Source organism: Gordonia sp. N1V (genome assembly GCF_029269935.1).
Classification (GTDB): domain Bacteria; phylum Actinomycetota; class Actinomycetes; order Mycobacteriales; family Mycobacteriaceae; genus Gordonia; species Gordonia polyisoprenivorans.
In genome coordinates this window covers 234,699-255,666 of record NZ_JARJDD010000007.1, presented here as the reverse complement: position 1 = coordinate 255,666, position 20,968 = coordinate 234,699, and the positions used below count along the sequence as shown (strand labels likewise).

18 protein-coding genes are annotated in these 20,968 nt (G+C 66.1%); 14 read left to right on the top strand and 4 right to left on the bottom strand.

Annotated elements, in window-relative coordinates; genetic code table 11:
• Positions 1-4: 4 nt before the first annotated feature.
• Entirely contained in the window at positions 5-1,210 is a 1,206-nt protein-coding gene (locus tag P3L18_RS12000; protein WP_276114160.1) for a serine hydrolase domain-containing protein, read from the top strand.
• A 107-nt stretch (positions 1,211-1,317) separates the two neighbouring features.
• On the opposite strand, the gene P3L18_RS11995 is transcribed toward P3L18_RS12000, so the two are convergent.
• Complete coding sequence (locus tag P3L18_RS11995; protein WP_079930575.1) at positions 1,318-2,232, bottom strand: hypothetical protein; 915 nt, start codon at positions 2,230-2,232, stop codon at positions 1,318-1,320.
• A gap of 286 nt (positions 2,233-2,518) precedes the next feature.
• On the opposite strand from P3L18_RS11995, the gene P3L18_RS11990 reads away from it, so the two are divergent.
• The 10 genes from P3L18_RS11990 (at position 2,519) to P3L18_RS11945 (ending at position 14,342) form a co-directional block, all read left to right on the top strand.
• Positions 2,519-4,156 (top strand): aromatic/alkene/methane monooxygenase hydroxylase/oxygenase subunit alpha, encoded by a 1,638-nt coding sequence (locus P3L18_RS11990; RefSeq protein ID WP_006370700.1) that lies wholly within the window; start codon positions 2,519-2,521, stop codon positions 4,154-4,156.
• Positions 4,157-4,292: 136 nt separating this feature from the next.
• Entirely contained in the window at positions 4,293-5,336 is a 1,044-nt protein-coding gene (locus P3L18_RS11985; RefSeq protein WP_006370699.1) for a 2Fe-2S iron-sulfur cluster-binding protein, read from the top strand.
• Between the two features lie 47 nt (positions 5,337-5,383).
• Entirely contained in the window at positions 5,384-6,490 is a 1,107-nt protein-coding gene (locus P3L18_RS11980) for an aromatic/alkene monooxygenase hydroxylase subunit beta (RefSeq protein ID WP_006370698.1), read from the top strand.
• Between the two features lie 5 nt (positions 6,491-6,495).
• Positions 6,496-6,831 (top strand): propane 2-monooxygenase effector subunit MimD, encoded by a 336-nt coding sequence (locus P3L18_RS11975; protein WP_276114182.1) that lies wholly within the window; start codon positions 6,496-6,498, stop codon positions 6,829-6,831.
• 148 nt (positions 6,832-6,979) lie between these two features.
• Positions 6,980-8,026, top strand: a complete 1,047-nt coding sequence (locus tag P3L18_RS11970; protein ID WP_006370696.1) for an amidohydrolase family protein — start codon at positions 6,980-6,982, stop codon at positions 8,024-8,026.
• Positions 8,023-8,811 (top strand): iron-sulfur cluster assembly protein, encoded by a 789-nt coding sequence (locus P3L18_RS11965; protein ID WP_006370695.1) that lies wholly within the window; start codon positions 8,023-8,025, stop codon positions 8,809-8,811. Before P3L18_RS11970 ends, P3L18_RS11965 begins: the two co-directional genes overlap by 4 nt.
• Positions 8,808-9,833, top strand: a complete 1,026-nt coding sequence (locus P3L18_RS11960; protein ID WP_006370694.1) for an NAD(P)-dependent alcohol dehydrogenase — start codon at positions 8,808-8,810, stop codon at positions 9,831-9,833. The genes P3L18_RS11965 and P3L18_RS11960 overlap by 4 nt, the downstream gene beginning before the upstream one ends.
• A 70-nt stretch (positions 9,834-9,903) precedes the next feature.
• Complete coding sequence (gene groL, locus P3L18_RS11955) at positions 9,904-11,553, top strand: chaperonin GroEL (RefSeq protein WP_265076781.1); 1,650 nt, start codon at positions 9,904-9,906, stop codon at positions 11,551-11,553.
• 243 nt (positions 11,554-11,796) lie between these two features.
• Positions 11,797-13,569 (top strand): GAF domain-containing protein, encoded by a 1,773-nt coding sequence (locus P3L18_RS11950; protein ID WP_172398873.1) that lies wholly within the window; start codon positions 11,797-11,799, stop codon positions 13,567-13,569.
• Positions 13,570-13,685: 116 nt separating this feature from the next.
• Positions 13,686-14,342, top strand: a complete 657-nt coding sequence (locus tag P3L18_RS11945) for a class II aldolase/adducin family protein (protein ID WP_006370691.1) — start codon at positions 13,686-13,688, stop codon at positions 14,340-14,342.
• Here the strand turns inward: P3L18_RS11945 and P3L18_RS11940 are convergent.
• Positions 14,312-14,941 carry a TetR/AcrR family transcriptional regulator gene (locus P3L18_RS11940; RefSeq protein WP_006370690.1) on the bottom strand — a complete coding sequence of 210 codons (630 nt, stop codon included), beginning with the start codon at positions 14,939-14,941 and terminating at the stop codon, positions 14,312-14,314. The genes P3L18_RS11945 and P3L18_RS11940 overlap by 31 nt on opposite strands.
• A gap of 123 nt (positions 14,942-15,064) precedes the next feature.
• Between P3L18_RS11940 and P3L18_RS11935 the strand changes: the two genes are divergently transcribed.
• The 3 genes from P3L18_RS11935 (at position 15,065) to P3L18_RS11925 (ending at position 18,488) form a co-directional block, all read left to right on the top strand.
• On the top strand, positions 15,065-16,840 hold the full coding sequence (locus P3L18_RS11935; RefSeq protein ID WP_276114159.1) for an acyl-CoA dehydrogenase: 1,776 nt from the start codon (positions 15,065-15,067) through the stop codon (positions 16,838-16,840).
• 65 nt (positions 16,841-16,905) lie between these two features.
• A complete protein-coding gene (locus P3L18_RS11930; protein ID WP_276114158.1) occupies positions 16,906-17,667 on the top strand; it encodes an SDR family oxidoreductase in 762 nt (253 codons plus the stop codon).
• A 62-nt stretch (positions 17,668-17,729) separates the two neighbouring features.
• The gene (locus P3L18_RS11925; protein ID WP_276114157.1) at positions 17,730-18,488 is read left to right on the top strand and encodes an SGNH/GDSL hydrolase family protein; all 759 of its coding nucleotides are present in this window, start codon (positions 17,730-17,732) and stop codon (positions 18,486-18,488) included.
• A gap of 12 nt (positions 18,489-18,500) precedes the next feature.
• On the opposite strand, the gene P3L18_RS11920 is transcribed toward P3L18_RS11925, so the two are convergent.
• The gene (locus P3L18_RS11920) at positions 18,501-20,054 is read right to left on the bottom strand and encodes an NAD(P)/FAD-dependent oxidoreductase (protein WP_276114156.1); all 1,554 of its coding nucleotides are present in this window, start codon (positions 20,052-20,054) and stop codon (positions 18,501-18,503) included.
• Positions 20,051-20,968: a ferritin-like domain-containing protein gene (locus tag P3L18_RS11915; RefSeq protein WP_276114155.1), complete on the bottom strand. Its 918-nt coding sequence runs from the start codon at positions 20,966-20,968 to the stop codon at positions 20,051-20,053. The genes P3L18_RS11920 and P3L18_RS11915 overlap by 4 nt, the downstream gene beginning before the upstream one ends.

The window sequence follows — 20,968 nt, the reverse complement described above, 5'->3', positions numbered from 1 at the left end:
CGCCATGGCGACACCCACACCACACTCCGCACCACACGCCGCACCGGACGCCGCGACCGACCGCATCGCCCGCGCTGCCGACGACTGGTTGCGTTCCACCGACACCTCGGCCCTGCCCGGCGTCGTCACCGGGGTGAGCACCGCCGAGCAGACCGTCCACCTCGGTTCCGTCGGCCCAATCGCCACCGACTCGGTACTCGCCCTCTACTCGGTCACCAAGTCGCTCACCGCAACCGTCGCGCTGCAACTCGTCGACGACGGCGTCCTCGACCTCGACGCCCCCGCTGCCGAGTACGAGCCCCGTCTGGCCGGACTCACCGTGCTCGACGGATTCGACGACGACGGCACGCCACGCCTGCGGGAACCGGCAAGCATCCCGACCACCCGGCAACTCCTCACCCACACAGCGGGTTTCGCCTACGCCTTCTTCGACGCGGACTTCACCCGGGTGGCCCGGGCCCAGGATCTGCCCGACGTGGCCACCGGCACCGTCGAATCCTTGGGGACGACGCTGATGTTCGATCCCGGCACCCGCTGGGAGTACGGAACCAACCTCGACTGGGTCGGATTGGTGATCGAGGGCATCACCGGCCACCGCCTCGGCGACACGATGACGCAGCGGTTGTTGACGCCACTGGGCATGTCCGACACCGCCTTTGCGCGCGACGGTGCCGCACTGGCCCGCGCCGCCGCACTGCACGCCCGTCTGCCCGACGGCTCCCTCAAGGCGCTGCGCGCCCCGACGGCGCCGGATGCACCACCGGTCGACATGGGCGGGCAGGGCCTCTACTCCACGATCCCCGACGTCCTTCGGTTCCTGCGGCTGTGGCTGCGCGGCGGGCGCACCGAGCACGGCGAGCAACTCCTGCGACCGGAGACGGTCGCCGCGGCCACCGCCGATCAGCTCGGTGACCTGCAGGTCACCGCACTGCCCGGCGTCGATCCGCGATGCACCCGCGACGCGGAATTCTTCCCCGGCATCGCCAAGGGCTGGAATCTTCTCGCGATGACCAACGAGACCGACGCCCCCACCGGGCGCCGCGGCGGCTCCTACGGGTGGGCCGGACTGGCGAACGTGTACTTCTGGATCGATCCGTCGAGCGGGATCGCCGGCGCCTGGGGGACCCAGCTCTTCCCGTTCGCGGACCCGACGGCGATGAGTGCGGCTTTGGATTTCGAGGCCGCGGTGTACCGAGCGCTCGACGACTGAAACGCCGACGACGCAGACCCCGACGACCGGCGCAGACCTGTGTCGACTTCGGGGTTGTGTGTCCTGCAGGACACACAACCCCGAAGTCGACACACATTCACCGCCGGTCAGGCCGCCATCAGCGCGAGGTGAACCAGCCAGTGACGCACCTTGGCGACCACGGTGCCGCGCCGGAGATCGTCCCAGACCCAGCGGATCACCATGATGCCCATCGCGCGGAGCGCGTCTTCGCGTGCCTTCTCGCGCAGCACGACCTCGGTGACGTCCTCTCCGGGCCTCAGTAGCTTCTGGTACTTGACCTTGCCGTCGAACTCCCCGACGAGCAGACCGTCCCAGTCGAAATCGGTCCGGGCGACGAAGATGCCGTGCTTGTCGTAGAACTCATGCTGCAGCCGAGCCGGACGCAGCCCGGCTTCGATCAGTTGGGCGCGACTCCACGACTCCCCCGGGCTCTCGGCATTTCCGTCGGCGAAGCGCAGTGCATGCCGGGCCCGCCCGACCCCGCGACGAGAACCGGCCAGCATCATGGCCATCACCTCACGATCGGCACCCCGGCGGAGCGCGGCGTCGAAGACGGCCAGTGCCCTCGCGAAACCGTCGGCGCCGCAAGCGACATCGACGGCGGTCCGTTCGAGCGAGGTCACCGACACGCCGTCGATCACGACGGTGTGCGCCTCGGACACTTCGCCGACGTGACAGTGCAGCGTCGTGGTCCGAAAGCCCGTCGGCGCGGTGCGGTGTACGCGACGGAAGTTGGGTTCGAGCATGGCGAGGCCGTGGACCGCGGCCGCGCTCTGGTGACTCAACGGCGCGTCGGAGGTCCCAGTGAGCACCGTTGCGATCGCGGTCAGTCGGTGCAGTTCCTCGGGCTCCCGGCGCACCGCCTCGGCGTAGACCCCGCGGACGATCCGCACGATCTGCTTGGTGCGCACCGCTCGGGCGAGATCCTCGTCGGTCAGTCCGACCGCGATCACCGACGCTCGATGGATGAGGCCGTGGGTATCGGCGGGAAAGGTCATCATGCCGAGTTGGACGCGGCACGCCTTGCCGCAGTTCCGCCCGACGTCAGATCTGCCGCGGATGTGTGTCGACTTCGGGTTTGTGCGCCCTGCAGGACACGCAAAGGCGAAGTCGACACACATCCGCGCTGGTCAGCCTGTTCCAGGTCCACCACAACCGCCGATCCACACCAGCGGATATGTGGCCAGTCTCACAGTGAGACGGGTGTGAGACGCGTCACGCGGTTGTATCGGTAGCGCTTCAGCCCGCAGGCCGACACCGCGTCGGCTCTTCTACAGGAGGCGCACATTGAGCAGGCAGAGCTTGACCAAGGCCCATGCGAAGATCACCGAGCTGTCGTGGGAGCCCACCTTCGCCACCCCGGCAACCCGGTTCGGAACCGACTACACGTTCGAGAAGGCACCAAAAAAGGATCCGCTCAAGCAGATCATGCGGTCGTACTTCCCGATGGAAGAGGAGAAGGACAACCGCGTCTACGGCGCCATGGACGGCGCGATCCGCGGCAACATGTTCCGTCAGGTCCAGGAACGCTGGCTCGAATGGCAGAAGCTGTTCTTGTCGATCATCCCGTTCCCCGAGATCTCGGCGGCCCGCGCGATGCCGATGGCCATCGACGCCGTCCCCAACCCGGAGATCCACAACGGTCTCGCGGTACAGATGATCGACGAGGTTCGTCATTCGACGATCCAGATGAACCTCAAGAAGCTGTACATGAACAACTACATCGACCCGGCCGGCTTCGACATCACCGAAAAGGCCTTCGCCAACAACTACGCGGGCACGATCGGCCGGCAGTTCGGCGAGGGATTCATCACCGGTGACGCCATCACCGCCGCGAACATCTACCTGACGGTGGTCGCCGAGACGGCATTCACCAACACCTTGTTCGTGGCGATGCCCGACGAGGCCGCGGCCAACGGCGACTACCTGCTGCCGACGGTCTTCCACTCGGTGCAGTCCGATGAGTCCCGGCACATCTCCAACGGCTACTCCATCCTGCTGATGGCCCTGGCCGACGAGCGCAATCGTCCGCTGCTCGAACGGGATCTGCGCTACGCATGGTGGAACAACCACTGCGTCGTCGACGCCGCGATCGGTACCTTCATCGAGTACGGCACCAAGGACCGCCGCAAGGACCGGGAGTCCTACGCCGAGATGTGGCGTCGGTGGATCTACGACGACTACTACCGCAGTTACCTTCTGCCCCTGGAGAAGTACGGGTTGACCATCCCGCACGATCTCGTCGAGGAGGCCTGGAACCGCATCGTCGACAAGCACTACGTGCACGAGGTCGCCCGCTTCTTCGCCACCGGCTGGCCGGTCAACTACTGGCGGATCGACGCCATGACCGACACCGACTTCGAGTGGTTCGAGGAGAAGTACCCCGGCTGGTACAACAAGTTCGGCAAGTGGTGGGAGAACTACAACCGTCTGGCCTACCCCGGCAAGAACAAGCCGATCGCCTTCGAGGACGTCGACTACGAGTACCCGCACCGCTGCTGGACCTGTATGGTGCCGTGCCTCATCCGCGAGGACATGGTCACCGACAAGGTCGACGGCCAGTGGCGCACCTACTGCTCGGAGACCTGCGCCTGGACCGACAAGGTGGCGTTCCGCCCGGAGTACGAGGGTCGACCGACCCCGAACATGGGGCGCCTCACCGGTTTCCGCGAATGGGAGACGCTGCATCACGGCAAGGATCTCGCCGACATCATCACCGATCTCGGCTACGTCCGCGATGACGGCAAGACCCTGATCCCGCAACCGCATCTGGATCTCGACCCCAAGAAGATGTGGACGCTCGACGATGTGCGCGGCATCCCGTTCGGCAGCCCCAACGTGGCGCTCAACGAAATGAGCGATGACGAGCGTGAAGCTCACATCGCCGCCTACATGGCCAATAAGAACGGGGCCGTCACGGTCTGATCCGTGACGCCCTGATCCGGAAACGCCGGGAGCCCCTGGCGAGGGCGTATCGAGGCCCACCACCGCACGCGTGACCTCGATGCGCCCTGGCCGTTCCGGCCACACCCGCACACCGCCTTGCGCCCCAGGAGACTTCATGGCCGACACCCACAAGATCAGCTTCGAACCCGTCGACATCGAGATGGAGGTCGGCGAGGACGAAACCATCCTCGACGCCGCATTCCGACAGGGAATCCACCTCATGCACGGCTGCCGCGAGGGCCGTTGTTCGGCCTGCAAGTCGTACATGCTCGAGGGCGACGTCCAGATGGACGACTACTCCACCTTCGCCTGCAATGACGCCGAAGAGGCCGAGGGTTACGTACTCCTCTGTCGCACATACGCTTACAGCGACTGCGAGATCGAGCTCCTCAACTTCGACGAGGACGAACTCCTCGGCGGTGCACCCATTCAGGATGTCACCACGAAAGTCGCTGCCATCGAACCGATGACCCCCGACATCGTGTCCCTGAAACTCGATGTCGTCGAACCGGAGTCCGTGGAGTTCAAGTCGGGACAGTATTTCGACCTGTTCATCCCGGGCACCGAGGACAAGCGGTCGTTCTCGATCGCCACCACCCCGGCCACCCCGGATCGGCTCGAGTTCCTGATCAAGAAGTATCCCGGTGGACTGTTCGCCGGCATGCTCACCGACGGCCTGTCGGTGGGTCAGGAGATCAAGCTGAACGGTCCGTACGGGTCGTGCACCCTGCGCAACGGGCACGTCCTGCCAATCGTGGCAATCGGCGGCGGCGCGGGGATGGCGCCGCTACTGTCTCTCCTGAGACACATCAGCGAGACCGGCCTGAACCGTCCGGTTCGGTTCTATTACGGAGCCCGCACCGCCGCCGATCTCTTTCTACTCGACGAAATCGCCACTCTCGGTGAGAAGATCGACGACTTCTCGTTCACCGCATGTCTGTCGGAGAGCACCGACAACGCACCCGAGGGCGTCACCGTCATCGGCGGGAACGTCACCGACATCGTCAACGACAACGAAGCGGACCTGGCCCGAACGGAGGTGTATTTCTGCGGTCCCCCACCCATGGTCGATGCAGCTCTCGCACTGGCGGAACAGCATTCGGTTCCCCACGACCAGATCTTCTACGACAAGTTCACCAGCCCGGCATTCGACTCCTGATCACGACCACCGCGGTCGAGTCAGCCTGAACGACAGGAACGAAAGGTATGTCCGCACCAGCGCAACCCCGGGAACGCAGTTTCCCGTCCATCGAATTCACCGACGCCGAGGCCGGCGCACGGGAATTCCCGAGCAGCCGCAGCCGCAAGTACAACTACTATCAGCCCTCCAAGAAGCGCGCCACGATCTACGAGGACGTCACCGTCGACGTCCAGCCGGATCCCGAACGGCACCTCACCCAGGGCTGGATCTACGGCTTCGGCGACGGCCCCGGCGGATACCCGAAGGAATGGACCTCGGCGCAGTCGAGCAACTGGCATCAGTTCCTCGACCCCAACGAGGAGTGGGAACAGTCGATCTACCGCAACAACTCCGCGGTCGTGCATCAGGTGGATCTGTGCCTGCAGAACGCCAAGCGCGCACGGGCCTACGACGGCTGGAACTCCGCGTGGCTCAAGTTCATCGAGCGCAACCTCGGAGCCTGGATGCACGCCGAGAGCGGCATGGGCCTGCACGTGTTCACCTCGATTCAGCGGTCCGCGCCGACCAACATGATCAACAACGCGGTGTGCGTCAACGCCGCCCACAAACTGCGTTTCGCGCAGGATCTGGCGCTGTTCAATCTCGACCTCTCCGAGGCCGAGGAGGCGTTCGACGGGTCGGCGCACAAGGAGGTCTGGCAGTCGGCTCCCGAGTGGCAGCCCACCCGCGAGGCCGTCGAACGCCTGACTGCGATCGGCGACTGGGCCGAATTGTTGTTCTGCTCCAACATCGTCTTCGAGCAGCTGGTGGGCTCGCTGTTCCGGTCCGAACTGGTCATGCAGGTCGCCGCCCGCAACGGCGACTACATCACCCCGACGATCGTCGGCACCGGAGAGTACGACTACGACCGGGACCTGAACTACTCGCGCGCCCTGTTCCAGATGCTCGCCCGCGACGAGAAGCACGGCATCGACAATCGGAAGCTGTTCTCGCGGTGGATGTCCGAATGGGTTCCCCGGTGCCTCGACGCCGCGCGCGGACTCCAGCCGATCTGGTCGCAGCCGGCGGACAAGTCCGTCACGTTCTCATCCAGCCTCGAACACGCGAAGACCAAGTTCGCCGATGTCCTGGCAGCCATCGATGTCGATATCCCAGAGGAGTTGAACAAGTGAGCACCATGCAATTCGGAGCCGACACCGAGTTCTCCAACATGTGCGGTGTGACGCTCATGAACACACCGATCGGACGCGTCGTCGCCGACGTGATGGGCGCCAAGGACGGCGTCGAACTCACCGAATACCCGTCGATGATCCGCGTCGACGGGATCAACCGCCTCGACTTCGACTACGACGAACTGACCGACGCCCTCGGCCAGGACTTCGACGGATCGATCTTCGAGGAGATCAGTTCGACCCACTACGGACGGATGGTCCATCTCGACGACAAGACCATCCTGTTCGCCAGCCCCGAGGACGCCGCCGAGTTCATCGGCTTCGACCTGACCGCCTCCTAGGAGCGGTCGCCAGAGAACTTCGCCGCCGGGGTCATTCCGCCCCCGCAAGCAGGCCCCGGCGGCGAATTCCACCATCCGACAAGACACCACAGCACCAGTTTTCAGCCCACACAGCCCCGTCAACGCCGCGAGAGAGCGAGTGATACCGATGTACGAGAAGAATGGCGACAAGTATTTCATCGTCGATGCCCACGTCCACCTGTGGGACGGCCGCGAATCCAACCAGCGCAACATCCACGGCAAACAGTTCATCGACTGCTTCTACGACTATCACCGCAATCTCAGTCCCGCCGAGGAGCTGTGGGATTACGACACCTACTGCTACTACGGCCCCGATCGCCTCATGCGGGATCTCTTCGAGGAGGGGCCGGCCGATCACGCCATCTTCCAGGCCACCATCCTGCGGGATTTCTACGTCAACGGTTTCGCGCAGGTCGACGACTCGCTGAAGCTCTGTCAGGACAATCCCGGCAAACTCACCTACAACCACGCCTATGATCCGCGCGACGGCGAGGACGGCCTCGAGCAGCTCCGCCGCGACGCCGAGACGATGGATCTCAAGGGCGTGAAGCTCTACACGGCCGAATGGCATGGCGACTCACGGGGATACAAGCTCGACGACCACTGGTCGCGCCGGTATCTCGAGGAGTGCATCAAGCTGGGCATCAAGAACGTGCACGTGCACAAGGGCCCCACCATCCGGCCGCTCGACCGCGATGCCTTCGACGTCGCCGACGTGGACAAGGTCGCCACCGACTATCTCGACCTGAACTTCATCATCGAGCACGTCGGGCTCCCCCGCCTCGAGGACTTCTGCTGGATCGCCACTCAGGAGTCGAATGTCTACGGCGGTCTGGCCGTGGCGATTCCGTTCATCCACACGCGACCGCGCTACTTCGCACAGATCATCGGTGAGCTCCTGTACTGGATCGGCGAGGACAAGATCCTCTTCGCCAGCGACTACGCGCTGTGGACACCGCAGTGGCTGGTTGAGCGTTTCGTCGACTTCCAGATCCCGGAGGACATGACCGAGTACGCCCCGATCACCACCGATCAGAAACGAAAGATCCTCGGCCTCAACGCCGCCGCGCTGTACCCGCACATCGAGGTGCCCGCCGAACTGCGCATCCCCACCGATGCCGCCGACCCGGGAGCCGAGGTGGCCGCGGGCGCGAAGGATGCGGTGGCATCATGACGGCGCTGTCGGAGCCGACCGATACCGATGTGATGGTCGTCGACGCGGTGCTCGGGGCACTCGGTACGGTGCTCGATCCCGAACTCGACCAACCGATCACCGAGTTGAACTTCGTCCGATCGATCTTCATCGACGACGACGGGGTCGCCGTTCACCTGCGGTTGCCCACGTCGTTCTGCTCGCCCAACTTCGCGTATCTGATGGCCTCCGATGCCCTCGACGCACTCGAGGACATCGACGGCATCGGGGATGTGCGGGTCATGCTCGACGACCACCACGACTCGGACAAGATCAACGCCGGGCTCGCCGCGCACGCCGGCTACAAGGGCACCTTCGGTGTGGAGGCCGAACAGGATCTCGAGGAGCTGCGGCTGACGTTCCTGCGCAAGGCGCACACCGCGGCGATGGAACGCGCTGTGGCCAAGCTCATCTCGTCCGGTCAGGCCACCGTCGAGGACTGTGAGCATCTGTTGCTGCGCGATCTGCCCGACGGCCCCGCCAAGTGGGCACTGCTGCGCCGCCGCGTGCAGCTGGGCCTGGGTGTGTGTCCCAACTGCCGGGTCGTCGTCGGTGAGGACGGCACCACGCTGCCGCCCGAGCAGATCCCGATGCGATTGCGCTTCGCGCGATCGGTGCGGATCTCCATGGAGGGCAACAGCCATTTCTGCCGCGGCCTGCTGGCCACCCGTTACGCCGACGACGGCGAGTGTGACGGCACCAGCGGCCCGGTCATCACCAATCTGCGCACCAGCGGGGGCGCAATCGACGAGAAGAGGTCGGCATGAGAGCAGTACAGGTGGTCGGATACCACGACAAGTTGCAGCTCAACGAGATTCCGGATCCGGAGATCACCGGGCCACTCGATGTGATCGTGCGCATCGGCGGTGCCGGCGTGTGCCGGACCGACCTGCACATCCTCGAGGGCCAGTGGGAGGCCAAGAGCGGTGTGGCCCTTCCGTACACGATCGGCCACGAGAACGCCGGCTGGGTCGAGGCGATCGGCGATGCCGTCACCAACGTCGCGGTGGGCGACAAGGTGATCCTGCACCCGCTGATCACCTGCGGGCTGTGCCGGGCGTGCCGCGACGGTGACGACGTGCATTGCGAGAACAGCAAGTTCCCCGGCATCGACACCGACGGCGGCTACGCCGACTATCTGAAGACGACCGCCCGCAGCGTGGTGCGCATCGACGACTCACTCGAGCCCGCCGCGGTGGCCGCACTCGCCGACGCCGGGTTGACCGCCTATCACGCGGCCGCCAAGGTCGCGCGGATGACCCGCCCCGGTGACACGTGCGTCGTGATCGGCGCAGGCGGATTGGGCCACATCGGGATTCAGGTGCTCTCGGCGATCTCCGGAGTCACCATCGTGGTGCTCGACCGCAACCCCGACGCGGTGGCACTCGCCGTCGAGGTCGGTGCGCACGAGGGAATCGTCGCCGACGGCAACCACATCGAGAAGGTTCTGGCACTGACCGATGGCAAGGGCGCCGAGGCGGTGCTCGACTTCGTCGGCGAGGGCGGCGCGACCGCCGAGGGCGTCGCGATGCTGCGGCAGGCCGGCAACTATTTCGTCGTCGGGTACGGCGAGAACATCAATGTCCCCACCATCGACATCATCTCGACCGAGATCAACTTCATCGGCAATCTCGTCGGTTCCTACAACGACCTCACCGAACTGATGACGCTGGCCGCCCAGGGCAAGGTCACGCTGCACACCGCGACCTATCCGCTCACCGATTTCCAGCAGGCCCTCGACGACCTCGATGCAGGCAAGGTCAGGGGGCGCGCCATCCTGATCCCCTGACCGCACCCGAGAACACCGTAAACACCCGAAAAGATCTACCCCGCAAGATATTCGAGAAAGGTTGGACAACATGGCCAAGGAGTTGCGCTACAACGCCGAAGCGCGGCTGCGGCTGGAACGGGGCGTCAATGCCCTCGCCGACGCGGTCAAGGTGACGTTGGGACCCAAGGGTCGCAACGCCGTCCTGGAGAAGCTCACCGGACCACCGACGATCACCAACGACGGTGTGACCATCGCCCGCGAGATCCAGCTCCGAGACCCGTTCGCCAACATGGGCGCCCAACTGGTCAAGGAAGTCGCCATGAAGACCAACGGGGTCGTCGGTGACGGCACCACCACCGCGACGGTCCTGGCCCAGGCCATGGTCCGGGAGGGCCTGCGGGCCGTCGAGCAGGGCGCCAATCCGATGCGGGTGCGGCGGGGTATCGAACGCGCCGTCGCCGCCGTCCTGGGCTCGCTGACCGAGCAGGCCGTGCAGATCGGCGGCCGCAGTGACCTCGAACGCATCGCGTCGCTGGCCGCCAGCGACGACGAGGTGATCGGTGAGGTCATCGCCGCCGCCGTCGAACACGTCGGCAAGAACGGCGTCATCACCACCGAGGAGAGCGACACGCTCGGGCTGTCGGTCGAGGTCGTCGACGGCATCGAATTCGATCACGGGTACATCTCCGGGTACATGGTGACCAATCCCGAACGCATGGAGGCGGTGCTCGACAACCCGGTCGTGCTGCTCACCAACAAGAAGATCACCTCGGTGCAGGAGATCATGCCTGCCATCGAGGTCGCCAAGCGTGCCGATCGGCCACTGCTGGTGCTGGCCGAGGACGTCGACGGACCGGCCCTGCAACTGCTCGTCGGCGGCAACATGCACAACACGATGCGGTCGGTGGTGGTCCGCGCCCCGGGATTCGGGCATCGCCGGATCGCCGAACTCGAGGATCTCTCGGTCGCCCTCGGCGGCCACGTGATCGCCAAGGACACCGGGATCGAACTCTCCGAGGTCAGCATGGAGCACCTCGGCACCTGTGATCGCGTGACCGTCACCGAGAACGAGACGACCATCGTCGGCGCGCACGGCGAGCAGGAGCTCGTCGACGCCCGGGTGCGCCATCTGGAGGCCCAGCTCGAGCGGGCACGAATCGACGCCGACCGCGACGCCCTGGAACTGCGGATCGCGCGGATGACCGGCCGGGTCGCGGTGATCCGGGTCGGCGGTGTCACCAGTGTCGAGCTCAAGGAACGCATGCTGCGGGTCGAGGACGCCCTGGCCGCGACCCGGGCAGCGGTGGAGGCCGGGATCGTCTCGGGTGGCGGCACGGCACTCGCCCAGTCCCACCGGGCCCTGGAATCGCTGGACACCTCCGGCGATGAGGGCGCCGGTGTGCAGGTGGTGCGCAACTCGCTGGCCGAGCCGCTGTTCTGGATCGCGACCAACGCCGGCTACGACGGCGAAGAGGTGGTCAAGGTGGTGACCGGGCTGCCCCTCGGGCACGGGTTCAACGCCCTGAGCGGCTCCTACGGCGACATGTTCGACGAGGGCGTCATCGATCCGTGCAAGGTGACCCGCGCGGCATTGGAGAGCGCCGCGTCGATCGCGGCATTGCTGATCACCACCGAGACAGCGGTGGTCGAGGAGGTGCTCGGCAACCCCGGCGCCATCCCCGCGCCGGGCTTCGGCGATCTGGCCGAGGGCATGGTCCGCCCGTCCAACATCTACTGAGTCGTGTGTGTGCCGGGTCGACGGGCCCGGCACACACCGCCCGGGAATGATCGACGCCGAATCATTCCCACCCAGGACTGGGCCGGCCGCGATCCGGACGATGAGATTCGTTCGCGGCGTTGATCGCGGCCGGTCCTCCCCAGGGGGTACACTCGCAGCAGGTGAGACCCAGATCACAGCGGAGCCCCCGATCGCAGAGGAGCCTTTTGCTCGGTGATTCCACAGCCCACACCACCAGCAGCCATGTCCACCGCAGCGATCGCCAGAGCCCGGGAGAAATTCCTGAGCGACGACGCGCTCGATGATGCCGTCCGCGACTCGATTTCGACGTCGTGGAAGCGTTCGCGTGCGTTCAACGTCCACGCTGATCGTCTCGAGCTGCCGTTCGTCCGCGAACCGAACCTCGAGGGCCCGTTGGTCAGTGCGGCCCGCCCGATCCTGAGCCAACTCGCCGACGATCTGTCCACCGAGCCGGTCTCGATCATCCTGACCTCCGCCGACGGGGTGGTGCTCTCACGCACCACCGCCAGCCGCCGCCTGCAGCAGATGCTCGACGAGGTCAGCCTCGCCCCGGGGTACAGCTACAGCGAGGAGCACGCCGGCACCAACGGAATCGGCACCGCACTCGAGACCCGCCAGCCCACCCTGGTCCGCGGATCCGAGCATTACGCCGGATGTCTCGGGCCGCTGTCCTGCGCGGGTGTGCCGATCGTGCACCCCATCTCCGGGGCGGTCGTCGGCGCCCTCGACCTCACCTGTCCGTCCGACGACGAACACCCCTCGACGCTGCTGCTGTCCTTGGCCAAATCCGCCACCTCGCAGATTGTGCACCGCATGGTCTCGCAGGCCAGCGAACGGGAATCCCGGCTGCTCAACGCCTACCTCGCCACCTGCCGGCGAGCCCCGCAGGCGATGGTGCTCGCCATCTCCGGCGACGTGGTGCTGATGAACCGTCGACTGCGCCACAGCATCGATCCCGGCGACCAACTCGCGATCCTCGAACACGCCGTCGACCAGTCCCCGGACCGGGTGTCGGCGAATCGCGTCAGCACATTGCCCAGCGGTCGGGTCGCGCGATTGTCACCGGTCGACGAGCACTACGACTCCGATACCGCGATCGCGGTGTTCCGGGTCCATCTCCTCGATTCCGCGCCCACGCCTGCTGCCTCCACCCCGCTGCGTCCCGTCGCCTCGTTGCCCGGGGTGGTCGGACGCAGCTCGTCCTGGCGGCAGTGCTGTGCACGGATCTCCGGTCACGTCCAGGCCGGGCAGTGGATCGCCGTGGCCGGCGAAAGTGGTTCCGGCCGTACAGCTTTGCTGCGCGCTGCCGCCGAACGCTACCAGCCGTCGACGACGCGGATCTTCACCGCCGACGATTTCGATGCCGACCCCGATTCCACGTCGGACAGTGACGAGGCCCTCGACGCCCTCGCCATCGAACTCGACCGCGACGGGTTCTGCATCATCCTGCGTGACCTCGACCGGGTGCCCGCCCACACCCAGGCCGCGATCGCCGACCTGCTGCCCGGCCGGGAGTACGCCGGCTGGCTCGGCGTCACCACCGCCCTGCATTCGGCCGATGCCGCGTCGATGCTGTTGCCCTTCTTCGGCCACACCGTCGAGTTGCCGCCGTTGCGGCACCGCATCGAGGATCTCCACGATCTCGTACCTGCCCTGCTGCGCCAGCTCACCCGTGGACGGGAGCTCACCGTGGCCTCCGACGCCATGGCTCAGCTCAGCAAGTACGGGTGGCCCGGCAACGTGGCCGAATTGCGCCAGACGCTACGAGAGGTGGTCACCCATCAGCGTTCCGGGGTGATCGGCGTCGGCCAACTCCCGCCACGGTGCCGGACCACGAGTCGGCACACGCTCACCCGCATCGAGGCGCTCGAACGTGATGCGATCGTGCGCAGTCTGGAGGAGAACGGCAACAGCAAAGCTGCTGCCGCACATGCGCTCGGGATCTCCCGCGCCACGATCTACCGCAAGATCAAGGAGTTCGGGATCGTCACCTGACGCCCGGCGGACATCCGAGGACCGACAGCGCGCGACGGGCCGACGGCGTCGGCGTTCACCCGCCATGAACTGCCACATCCCCGCCATGAACTGCACAAAGGCGCTACCGTCAAGGAGTGGACATCGACGATCAGCGCGCATACCTCTGTGCGGCGGCCCACCAACTCGCCTCGGCGGGCCACACGATCGGCACCGGTGGCAACCTCTCGGCCCGCGTCGGCGAACACGTGCTGGTCACCCCGTCGGGCTGCCGGCTCGATTCGGTGTCGCCCGAGCAGCTGGTGGTGGTCGATCTCGACGGGACCGTCGCCGTTCCCACGCCGTACCGCCCGACCTCCGAACTGCGCATCCACCTCGACATCTACCGCACCTCGTCGACCGCCGCGGTCGCCCACGCACACCCGATCGCATCGGTCGCCGTCGGCAACATCGTCGACGAACTCCCGGCGATCCATTACACCGCGGCCATGCTCGGGGGCTCGGTGCGCGTCGCGCCGTACGCGGTCTTCGGCAGCCCCGAACTGAGCACGGGCATCAACGAGGCACTCTTCGAACGCACCGCCGCACTGATGCGCAATCACGGTGCCATCGCCGTCGGCAGCAACATCGAAACCGCATGCGAGCACATCGAACTACTCGAGTGGCTCTGCGAGGTCTACCTGCGATCGGTCAGCGCGGGCACCCCCGCGGTCCTCGACGAGACCCAGCTCATCGAGGTCGTGGCGACTGCCGCACGCCGCCACTACACCCCGTTCCCCGGCCGCGAGCGGTGATCGGACCGCTCCTGCGCCCGCACCATGCGTGAGGCCATCCGCGCGTAGGCCGCGCCGAGTTGCAGCGGATCACGGTGGGCACGGCTGGGAAACCAGCGACACACGTCGACACACAGCGACGAGATCGCGAGGATCACGTCGTCGGCGTCGTCGGCGAGGAACTCGCCCGCCTGAACCCCTCCGGTGATGATCGTCGTGAGAATCGCCGTCGTCTCGTGCCGTAGGTCGGCGATCGCCCGAAAGTGCTCGGGCCGCAACGCCCGCATCTCGTACTGAACCACCTTGGCCAACTGATGATGACGCGCCTGCCATTCGGCGAAGGCGGCCACCACGGCGCGCAACCGGTCCGAGTACGGTGCGGACGGTTCGTCGGCCGCCCGGATCGCGTCGTTGACCGCCTGATGGCCCTCGAGCGCGATCGAGTACAGCAACTCCTCCTTGGACCGGAAGTGCGGGTACATCGCCGCCGCGCTCATCCCGAGTCGCGCGGTGATCTGCCGGGTCGAGGTCCCCGAGTACCCGAATTCGGCGAATGCCGCAATCGCGGCAGCACGGATGCGTTGCGCCGCAGCCGATTCGGTGGCATGCACGGACGCCATCACCTCACCTCCCGGTTCCCAGGGCCCGCCGATGTTGACGACGAACCGCCACACCAGGCAGTATAAGCAAGTGCTCATAAAATGAGCGAGTGCTTGGCTGCACCCCGGACGAAATGGAGCGTCATGGCCGAACCGCTGTCCCGTCGCGACCTGGAGTTCCTGCTCTACGAATGGCTCGACGTCGAAAAGCTCACCGAGCGTCCACGTTTCGCCGAGCACTCCCGGGAGACCTTCGACGCTGTCCTCGAACTCTCCGCCGACATCGCAACCCGGCGCTACGCGCCCTACAACGCCCTCGGCGACACCCACGAGCCCTACGTCGGCGACGACGGCACCGTGGTCCTGCCCGACGAGATCACCTCGGGCATCAACGAGTTCCTCAAGGCCGGGCTCGTCGCAGGCTCCTTCGACGAAGAACTCGGCGGGATGGCACTGCCGACGGTGGTGAACCGGGCGAGCGCCGCATGGTTCCAGGCAGCCAACGCCGCGATGTCGTCCTACACCTTCCTCAGCGTCGGCAACGCCAACCTGATCGCCGAATACGGCACACCCGAACAGATCGACACCTGGGTCCGACCCATCGTCGAGGGCCGTTACTTCGGCACCATGTGCCTGTCCGAACCGCAGGCCGGCTCGTCGCTCGCCGACATCACCACCAAGGCGATCCCCGCGACCGACGGCACGTACCGCGTCACCGGCACCAAGATGTGGATCTCGGCCGGCGACCACGAACTCGGCGAGAACATCGTCCACCTCGTGCTGGCCAAGACCCCCGGTGGCGGGCCCGGCGTCAATGGCATCTCCCTGTTCATCGTGCCCAAGTATCTCCCCGACGGCACCCGCAACGACGTCGCACTCGTCGGGCTGAACCACAAGATGGGCAACCGGGCCACCACCAACTGCCTGCTCAACTTCGGCGACGGGACCCACTCCCCCGACCCCACTCCGGGAGCAGTTGCGTTCCTGGTGGGCGAGGAGCACAAGGGCCTGTCCTACATGTTCCACATGATGAACGAGGCACGCATCGGCGTCGGATTCCTCGCCACCTCACTGGGATACGCCGGTTACCTCGCATCCCTGGAATACGCCAAGGTACGCACGCAGGGCCGTCCGGTCGACCAGAAGGACCCCACCAGCAAGCCCATCCCCATCGTCGAACACGCCGACGTGAAGCGGATGTTGTTGGCGCAGAAGTCCTATGTCGAGGGATCGCTCGCGCTGGGACTGTACTGCTCCAAGCTCGTCGATCTCCAACAGACCGGCGACGACGCCGAGCAGGCCCGCGCCGGACTGCTCCTCGACGTGCTGACCCCGATCGCCAAGTCCTGGCCGTCGCAATGGTGTCTCGAGGCCAACTCCCTGGCCATCCAGGTCCTCGGCGGTTACGGGTACACACGCGAATTCCCGGTCGAGCAGTACTACCGCGACAATCGGCTGAACCCGATCCACGAAGGCGCCCACGGCATCCACGGCCTGGACCTGTTGGGACGAAAGGTCGTCATGCGTGACGGTGCGGGACTGACCCTGCTGGCCGAGACCATCGGCGACACCATCGCCGGAGCCGCGGCCGATCCGGCGCTCGCCGAATACGCCGCCGCACTGCGCACCCGACTCGACACACTCGTCGCGACCACCGTCGCCGTGTGGTCGGCAGGCGACGTGGCCGTCTCCCTGGCCAACGCGACCGCCTACCTCGAGGCCACCGGGCACATCGTCATCGCCTGGATGTGGCTCGAGCAGCTACTCGCGGTCGGCGCGTCGACCGGCGACTTCTACGACGGCAAACGCGCTGCGGCACAATACTTCTACCGATACGAACTGCCGAAGACCGGGCCGCAGTTCGAGCTGCTGGCCGCACTCGACCGCACCACCCTCGACACCGATCCGGCCTGGCTGTAGCCCACCGGCCACACACCGTCGATCCACCACGCAGTCGACCCACCATCACGAAGGAGCTCCCGAAAGTGTCCGTCCTCGATATGTTCTCCCTGACCGACAAGGTCGTCGTCGTCACCGGCGCCTCGTCAGGTCTCGGCGTCTCGTTCGCCATCGCCTTCGCCGAAGCCGGCGCCGACGTCGTCCTGGCCGCGCGCCGCACCGACCGGCTGGCCGACACCGCGGCCAAGGTCGAGGCCACCGGCCGCAAGGCACTGTCGGTGACCGCCGATGTCGCCGACCCGGAGTCGTGCCAGAAGGTGATCGACACCGCGATCGAGACCTTCGGTCGCGTCGACGTGCTGATCAACAACGCGGGCATCGGCACCGCGGTGCCGGCGACACGGGAAACACCCGAGCAGTTCCGCAACGTCATCGACGTCAATCTCAACGGCTCGTACTGGATGGCGCAGGCGGCCGGCCGGGTCATGCAGCCGGGTAGCTCGATCATCAACATCTCGTCGATCCTGGGCATCACCACCGCCTCGCTCCCGCAGGCCGCCTACGCCGCGAGCAAGGCCGGGATCATCGGCCTCACCCGCGATCTCGCCCAGCAGTGGGGCTCCCGCAAGGGTATTCGCGTCAACGCACTGGCCCCCGGATTCTTCAAGTCCGAGATGACCGACGGCTACAAGGACGGCTACCTCGACTCACAGATACCGCGCGTCGTGCTGGGCCGCACCGGTGATCCGGTGGAGCTGGCCGCGACGGCGGTCTGGCTGGCCTCCCCGGCCGGCGGCTACGTCACCGGCCAGACCCTCGCGGTCGACGGCGGCATCACCGTCACGTAGGTCCGCGTACCCATCACGTCCGGTGCGCGATTACCCGAACGAGCGAAAGGTCAAGGCAGGCAGTGCGGTACGTGGCGGTCGGTGACAGTTTCACCGAAGGCGTCGGCGACGAACCCGATGGCCCCGACATCCCGCGCGGGTGGGCCGACCTCGTCGCCGAGGGGCTCGCCGCCGCGCACGGCGGGATCGACTACGCAAACCTTGCCGTGCGCGGCCGGCTCCTCGAACCCATCGTCACCGATCAGGTCGACGCCGCCCTGCACCTCGAACCGTTGCCGACGATGATCACCCTCAACGGCGGCGGCAACGACATGTTGCGCACCGGCGACCTCACCGGACTGGTCGAGCTCACCCGCTCCGCGGTACGCCGATGCCGTGACGCCGGAATCCGCGTCGTCCTCCTGGCCGGCGCCGACCCCTCGGATGGTCTGCCCTTCGGGTCGACCATCCGGCGCCGCGGCGAGTATCTCACCAACGAGGTCGCGACCATCGCCATCACCGAGGACGTGGAATTCATCGATGTTTTCCACGACACCGAGATCCGCCGCCCCGAATACTGGTCGCCGGATCGGTTGCATCTCAACGTGATCGGCCACCGCCGCGCCGCCGCACTGATCCTGCGTGGCCTCGGGGTGCCGACGCCGACCCCTGCTCGCCCCGAACCGCAACCGCGTCCCCCGCGCCTCGTCGCGGAGGCCGGGTTCGTTCGCGAGCACCTGCTCCCGTGGGTGATGCGACGCCTTCGCAAGCAGTCCTCCGGTGACGACCGAACCGCCAAGTATCCGGACTGGGTGTCGGTCGACCCCGCCGGCATCGGCTGAGGCGAGCACCGATCACACCATCGACGAATCCCGGCTCGCGTCCGGCGACCGCGCGTCGTCGAGTGCCGCCGCGCGGAAATCCCGGGAGAAATCGATCCCCCGCATCTGCGCGAGGTATTGACTGGCGAACCCCGGATACATGGTGGCGTTGAATCCGTCGTCGGTGAGATACCAACTGCGGCAACCGGAATTCCAGGTGGTGCTCTCCAGGCGTTTCTGGATCGACCGGTTGTAGGCATCTTGGGCGGGCCGGTGCACGTCGAGCAACCGCAATCCGCGGTCGACGATCAGCGAGATGGCGGTGACGATCGCATCGATCTGTGCCTCCATGTACACCAGCGCCGAATTGTGCCCCGGGCCGGAGTTCGGGCCGAAGGTGAAATAGAGATTCGGATACCCCGACACCGCGATCGACTTGTACGCGTATGCGCCACCGGACCATTCGTCGGCGAGCACTCGACCGTCACGGCCGCGGATCGGGATCGGCGATCCCTGCTTGGACACCTCGAACCCGGTCGCGAACACCAGTGCGTCGAACCGTCGCTCGATCCCCTCCACGGTCCGCACGCCGTGTTCGCAGATCCGCGCGATCGGCCACGTCACCAGGGTGCAGTTGTCGGCTTGCAGTGCGGGATAGTAGTCACTGGTCATCAGCAGCCGCTTACAGCCGGCCCGGAAATCCGGGGTGAGCTGTCGCCGCATCCACGGATCACGCACCTGGGCAACGAGATTGATTTTCGCCACCCCTTCGATGACCCGGGTGAACGGCGTGTTCCACACGGCGCCGAGCGCCACCGACTCGTGCCCGAGGTACCAGAGTTGACGTGCCAGCCCCTGCGAATACGGCACCGTCCGATATACCCGTCTGGTCAACGAGGAGATCCGACGATCGGCTCGCGGCAGCACCCACCCGGGAGTGCGCTGGAACACCGTGACGTCGGCACCGGCGCGCACCAACTCCGGGATCAGTTGCACCGCACTGGCACCGGTGCCGATCACCCCGACCTTCTTACCGGCGAACTCGTAGTCGTGGTCCCACGCCGCAGAGTGCATCCGGTGACCGGTGTACTCGTCGATACCCGGGATCGAGGGATATCCGGGTGTGGAGAGCGGGCCGGAGGCGACGACCACCGCGCGTGTGCGGAGCGACTCCCGATCGGCCAGATCGACGCGCCACGTGCCGCTCTCCTCGTCGAACTCCAGCCCGGTCACCAGATGCGAATACCGGATGAACCGTTCGAGATTGTGGTCGGCGATCATCCGCGCGATGTACGCCAGGATCTCCTCACTTCCCGAATAGGTGTGTGACCATTCGGGATTGGGTGCGAAGGAATACGAGTAGAGCCGCGACGGGATGTCACAGGCCGCCCCGGGGTAGACGTTGTCGCGCCACGTTCCGCCCGGTCGGACGTCGCGTTCGCAGATGATGAAGTCATCGCGCCCCTGCTGCAGGAGCCGGATTGCGGTGCCGATACCGGCGAACCCGGCCCCGATGATGACGGTGGTGGCATCGAGACCAACGGCATCGGGAGCAGGCGTGTGCGAATCCTCGTGCACGGCGCTCATGCGATCGGCTCGTAGGTCAGTTCCTTCGACCAACTCGGCTGTGACCGAAGGAGAAAGCGCGGGTAGCGGTCGGTCAGCGTGACCATCGCATCGGCGAAGTAGTGATAAGGACTGTCGCGGTTGATGACCCAGCCGGCGTGGTACTTGAGCACCTGGTAGGTGAGCAGCCGGGTGCCGCGCCCCCGGTCGCCGTTCTTGCGGAACCGTTTGATCGCGTCGTAGAGCCGATCCTCCGAGAGTCCCATGTCGACGATGTTGTCGCGCATCTTGTTCAGCAGGGGCACGTACATCAGGGCACCGATGATGAGTCCCGGCGAGGCCACGGTGCCGACGGTTTGGACCAGCAGGGTGCGCAGGCGGGCGTTGCCGATCATGTCGAGTGCGTGGAAGTCGACGGCGAGATGTCGCGACTCGTCGGCGTTGATCTTGCGGAATGCGGCATGGCAGATCGGATCCTCGACCTCCTCGAGGAGGAACTTCAGCAGGGCTCCGTCGAGGGCGACCTCCAACATCGGGATGACCGTGCCCAACACCGACAGTGACATGCGGTCGGCGAAGGTGTCGAGCCATTCGATGGCCAGGCGGATGTTGACATTCGGCTCGGGGACCTCGTCGTCCTCGAGCATCCCCCACCGCCGCATCAGCGCGAGCTCGGCGTTGGCGTGCTTCTGCTCCTCGGCGTGAAAGTAGCGATAGATCTCCGCGAGCGTCTCGTCGGGCGCCTTCTTCGCCAACGCCGCGAACCCGCGGGCGCCCACATTCTCGATCCACACGAGATCGGCCATGAACGCCTTGAGCTTCGGCTTCTGCTCCTCGGTGATCAACTCGGCACCGGGAGCATCCCAGTCGATGTCGGCCAGGGCCCACTGGCGATCCTTGATGGTCGCCAGCATGTCCTCGAGAACTATCGGCAT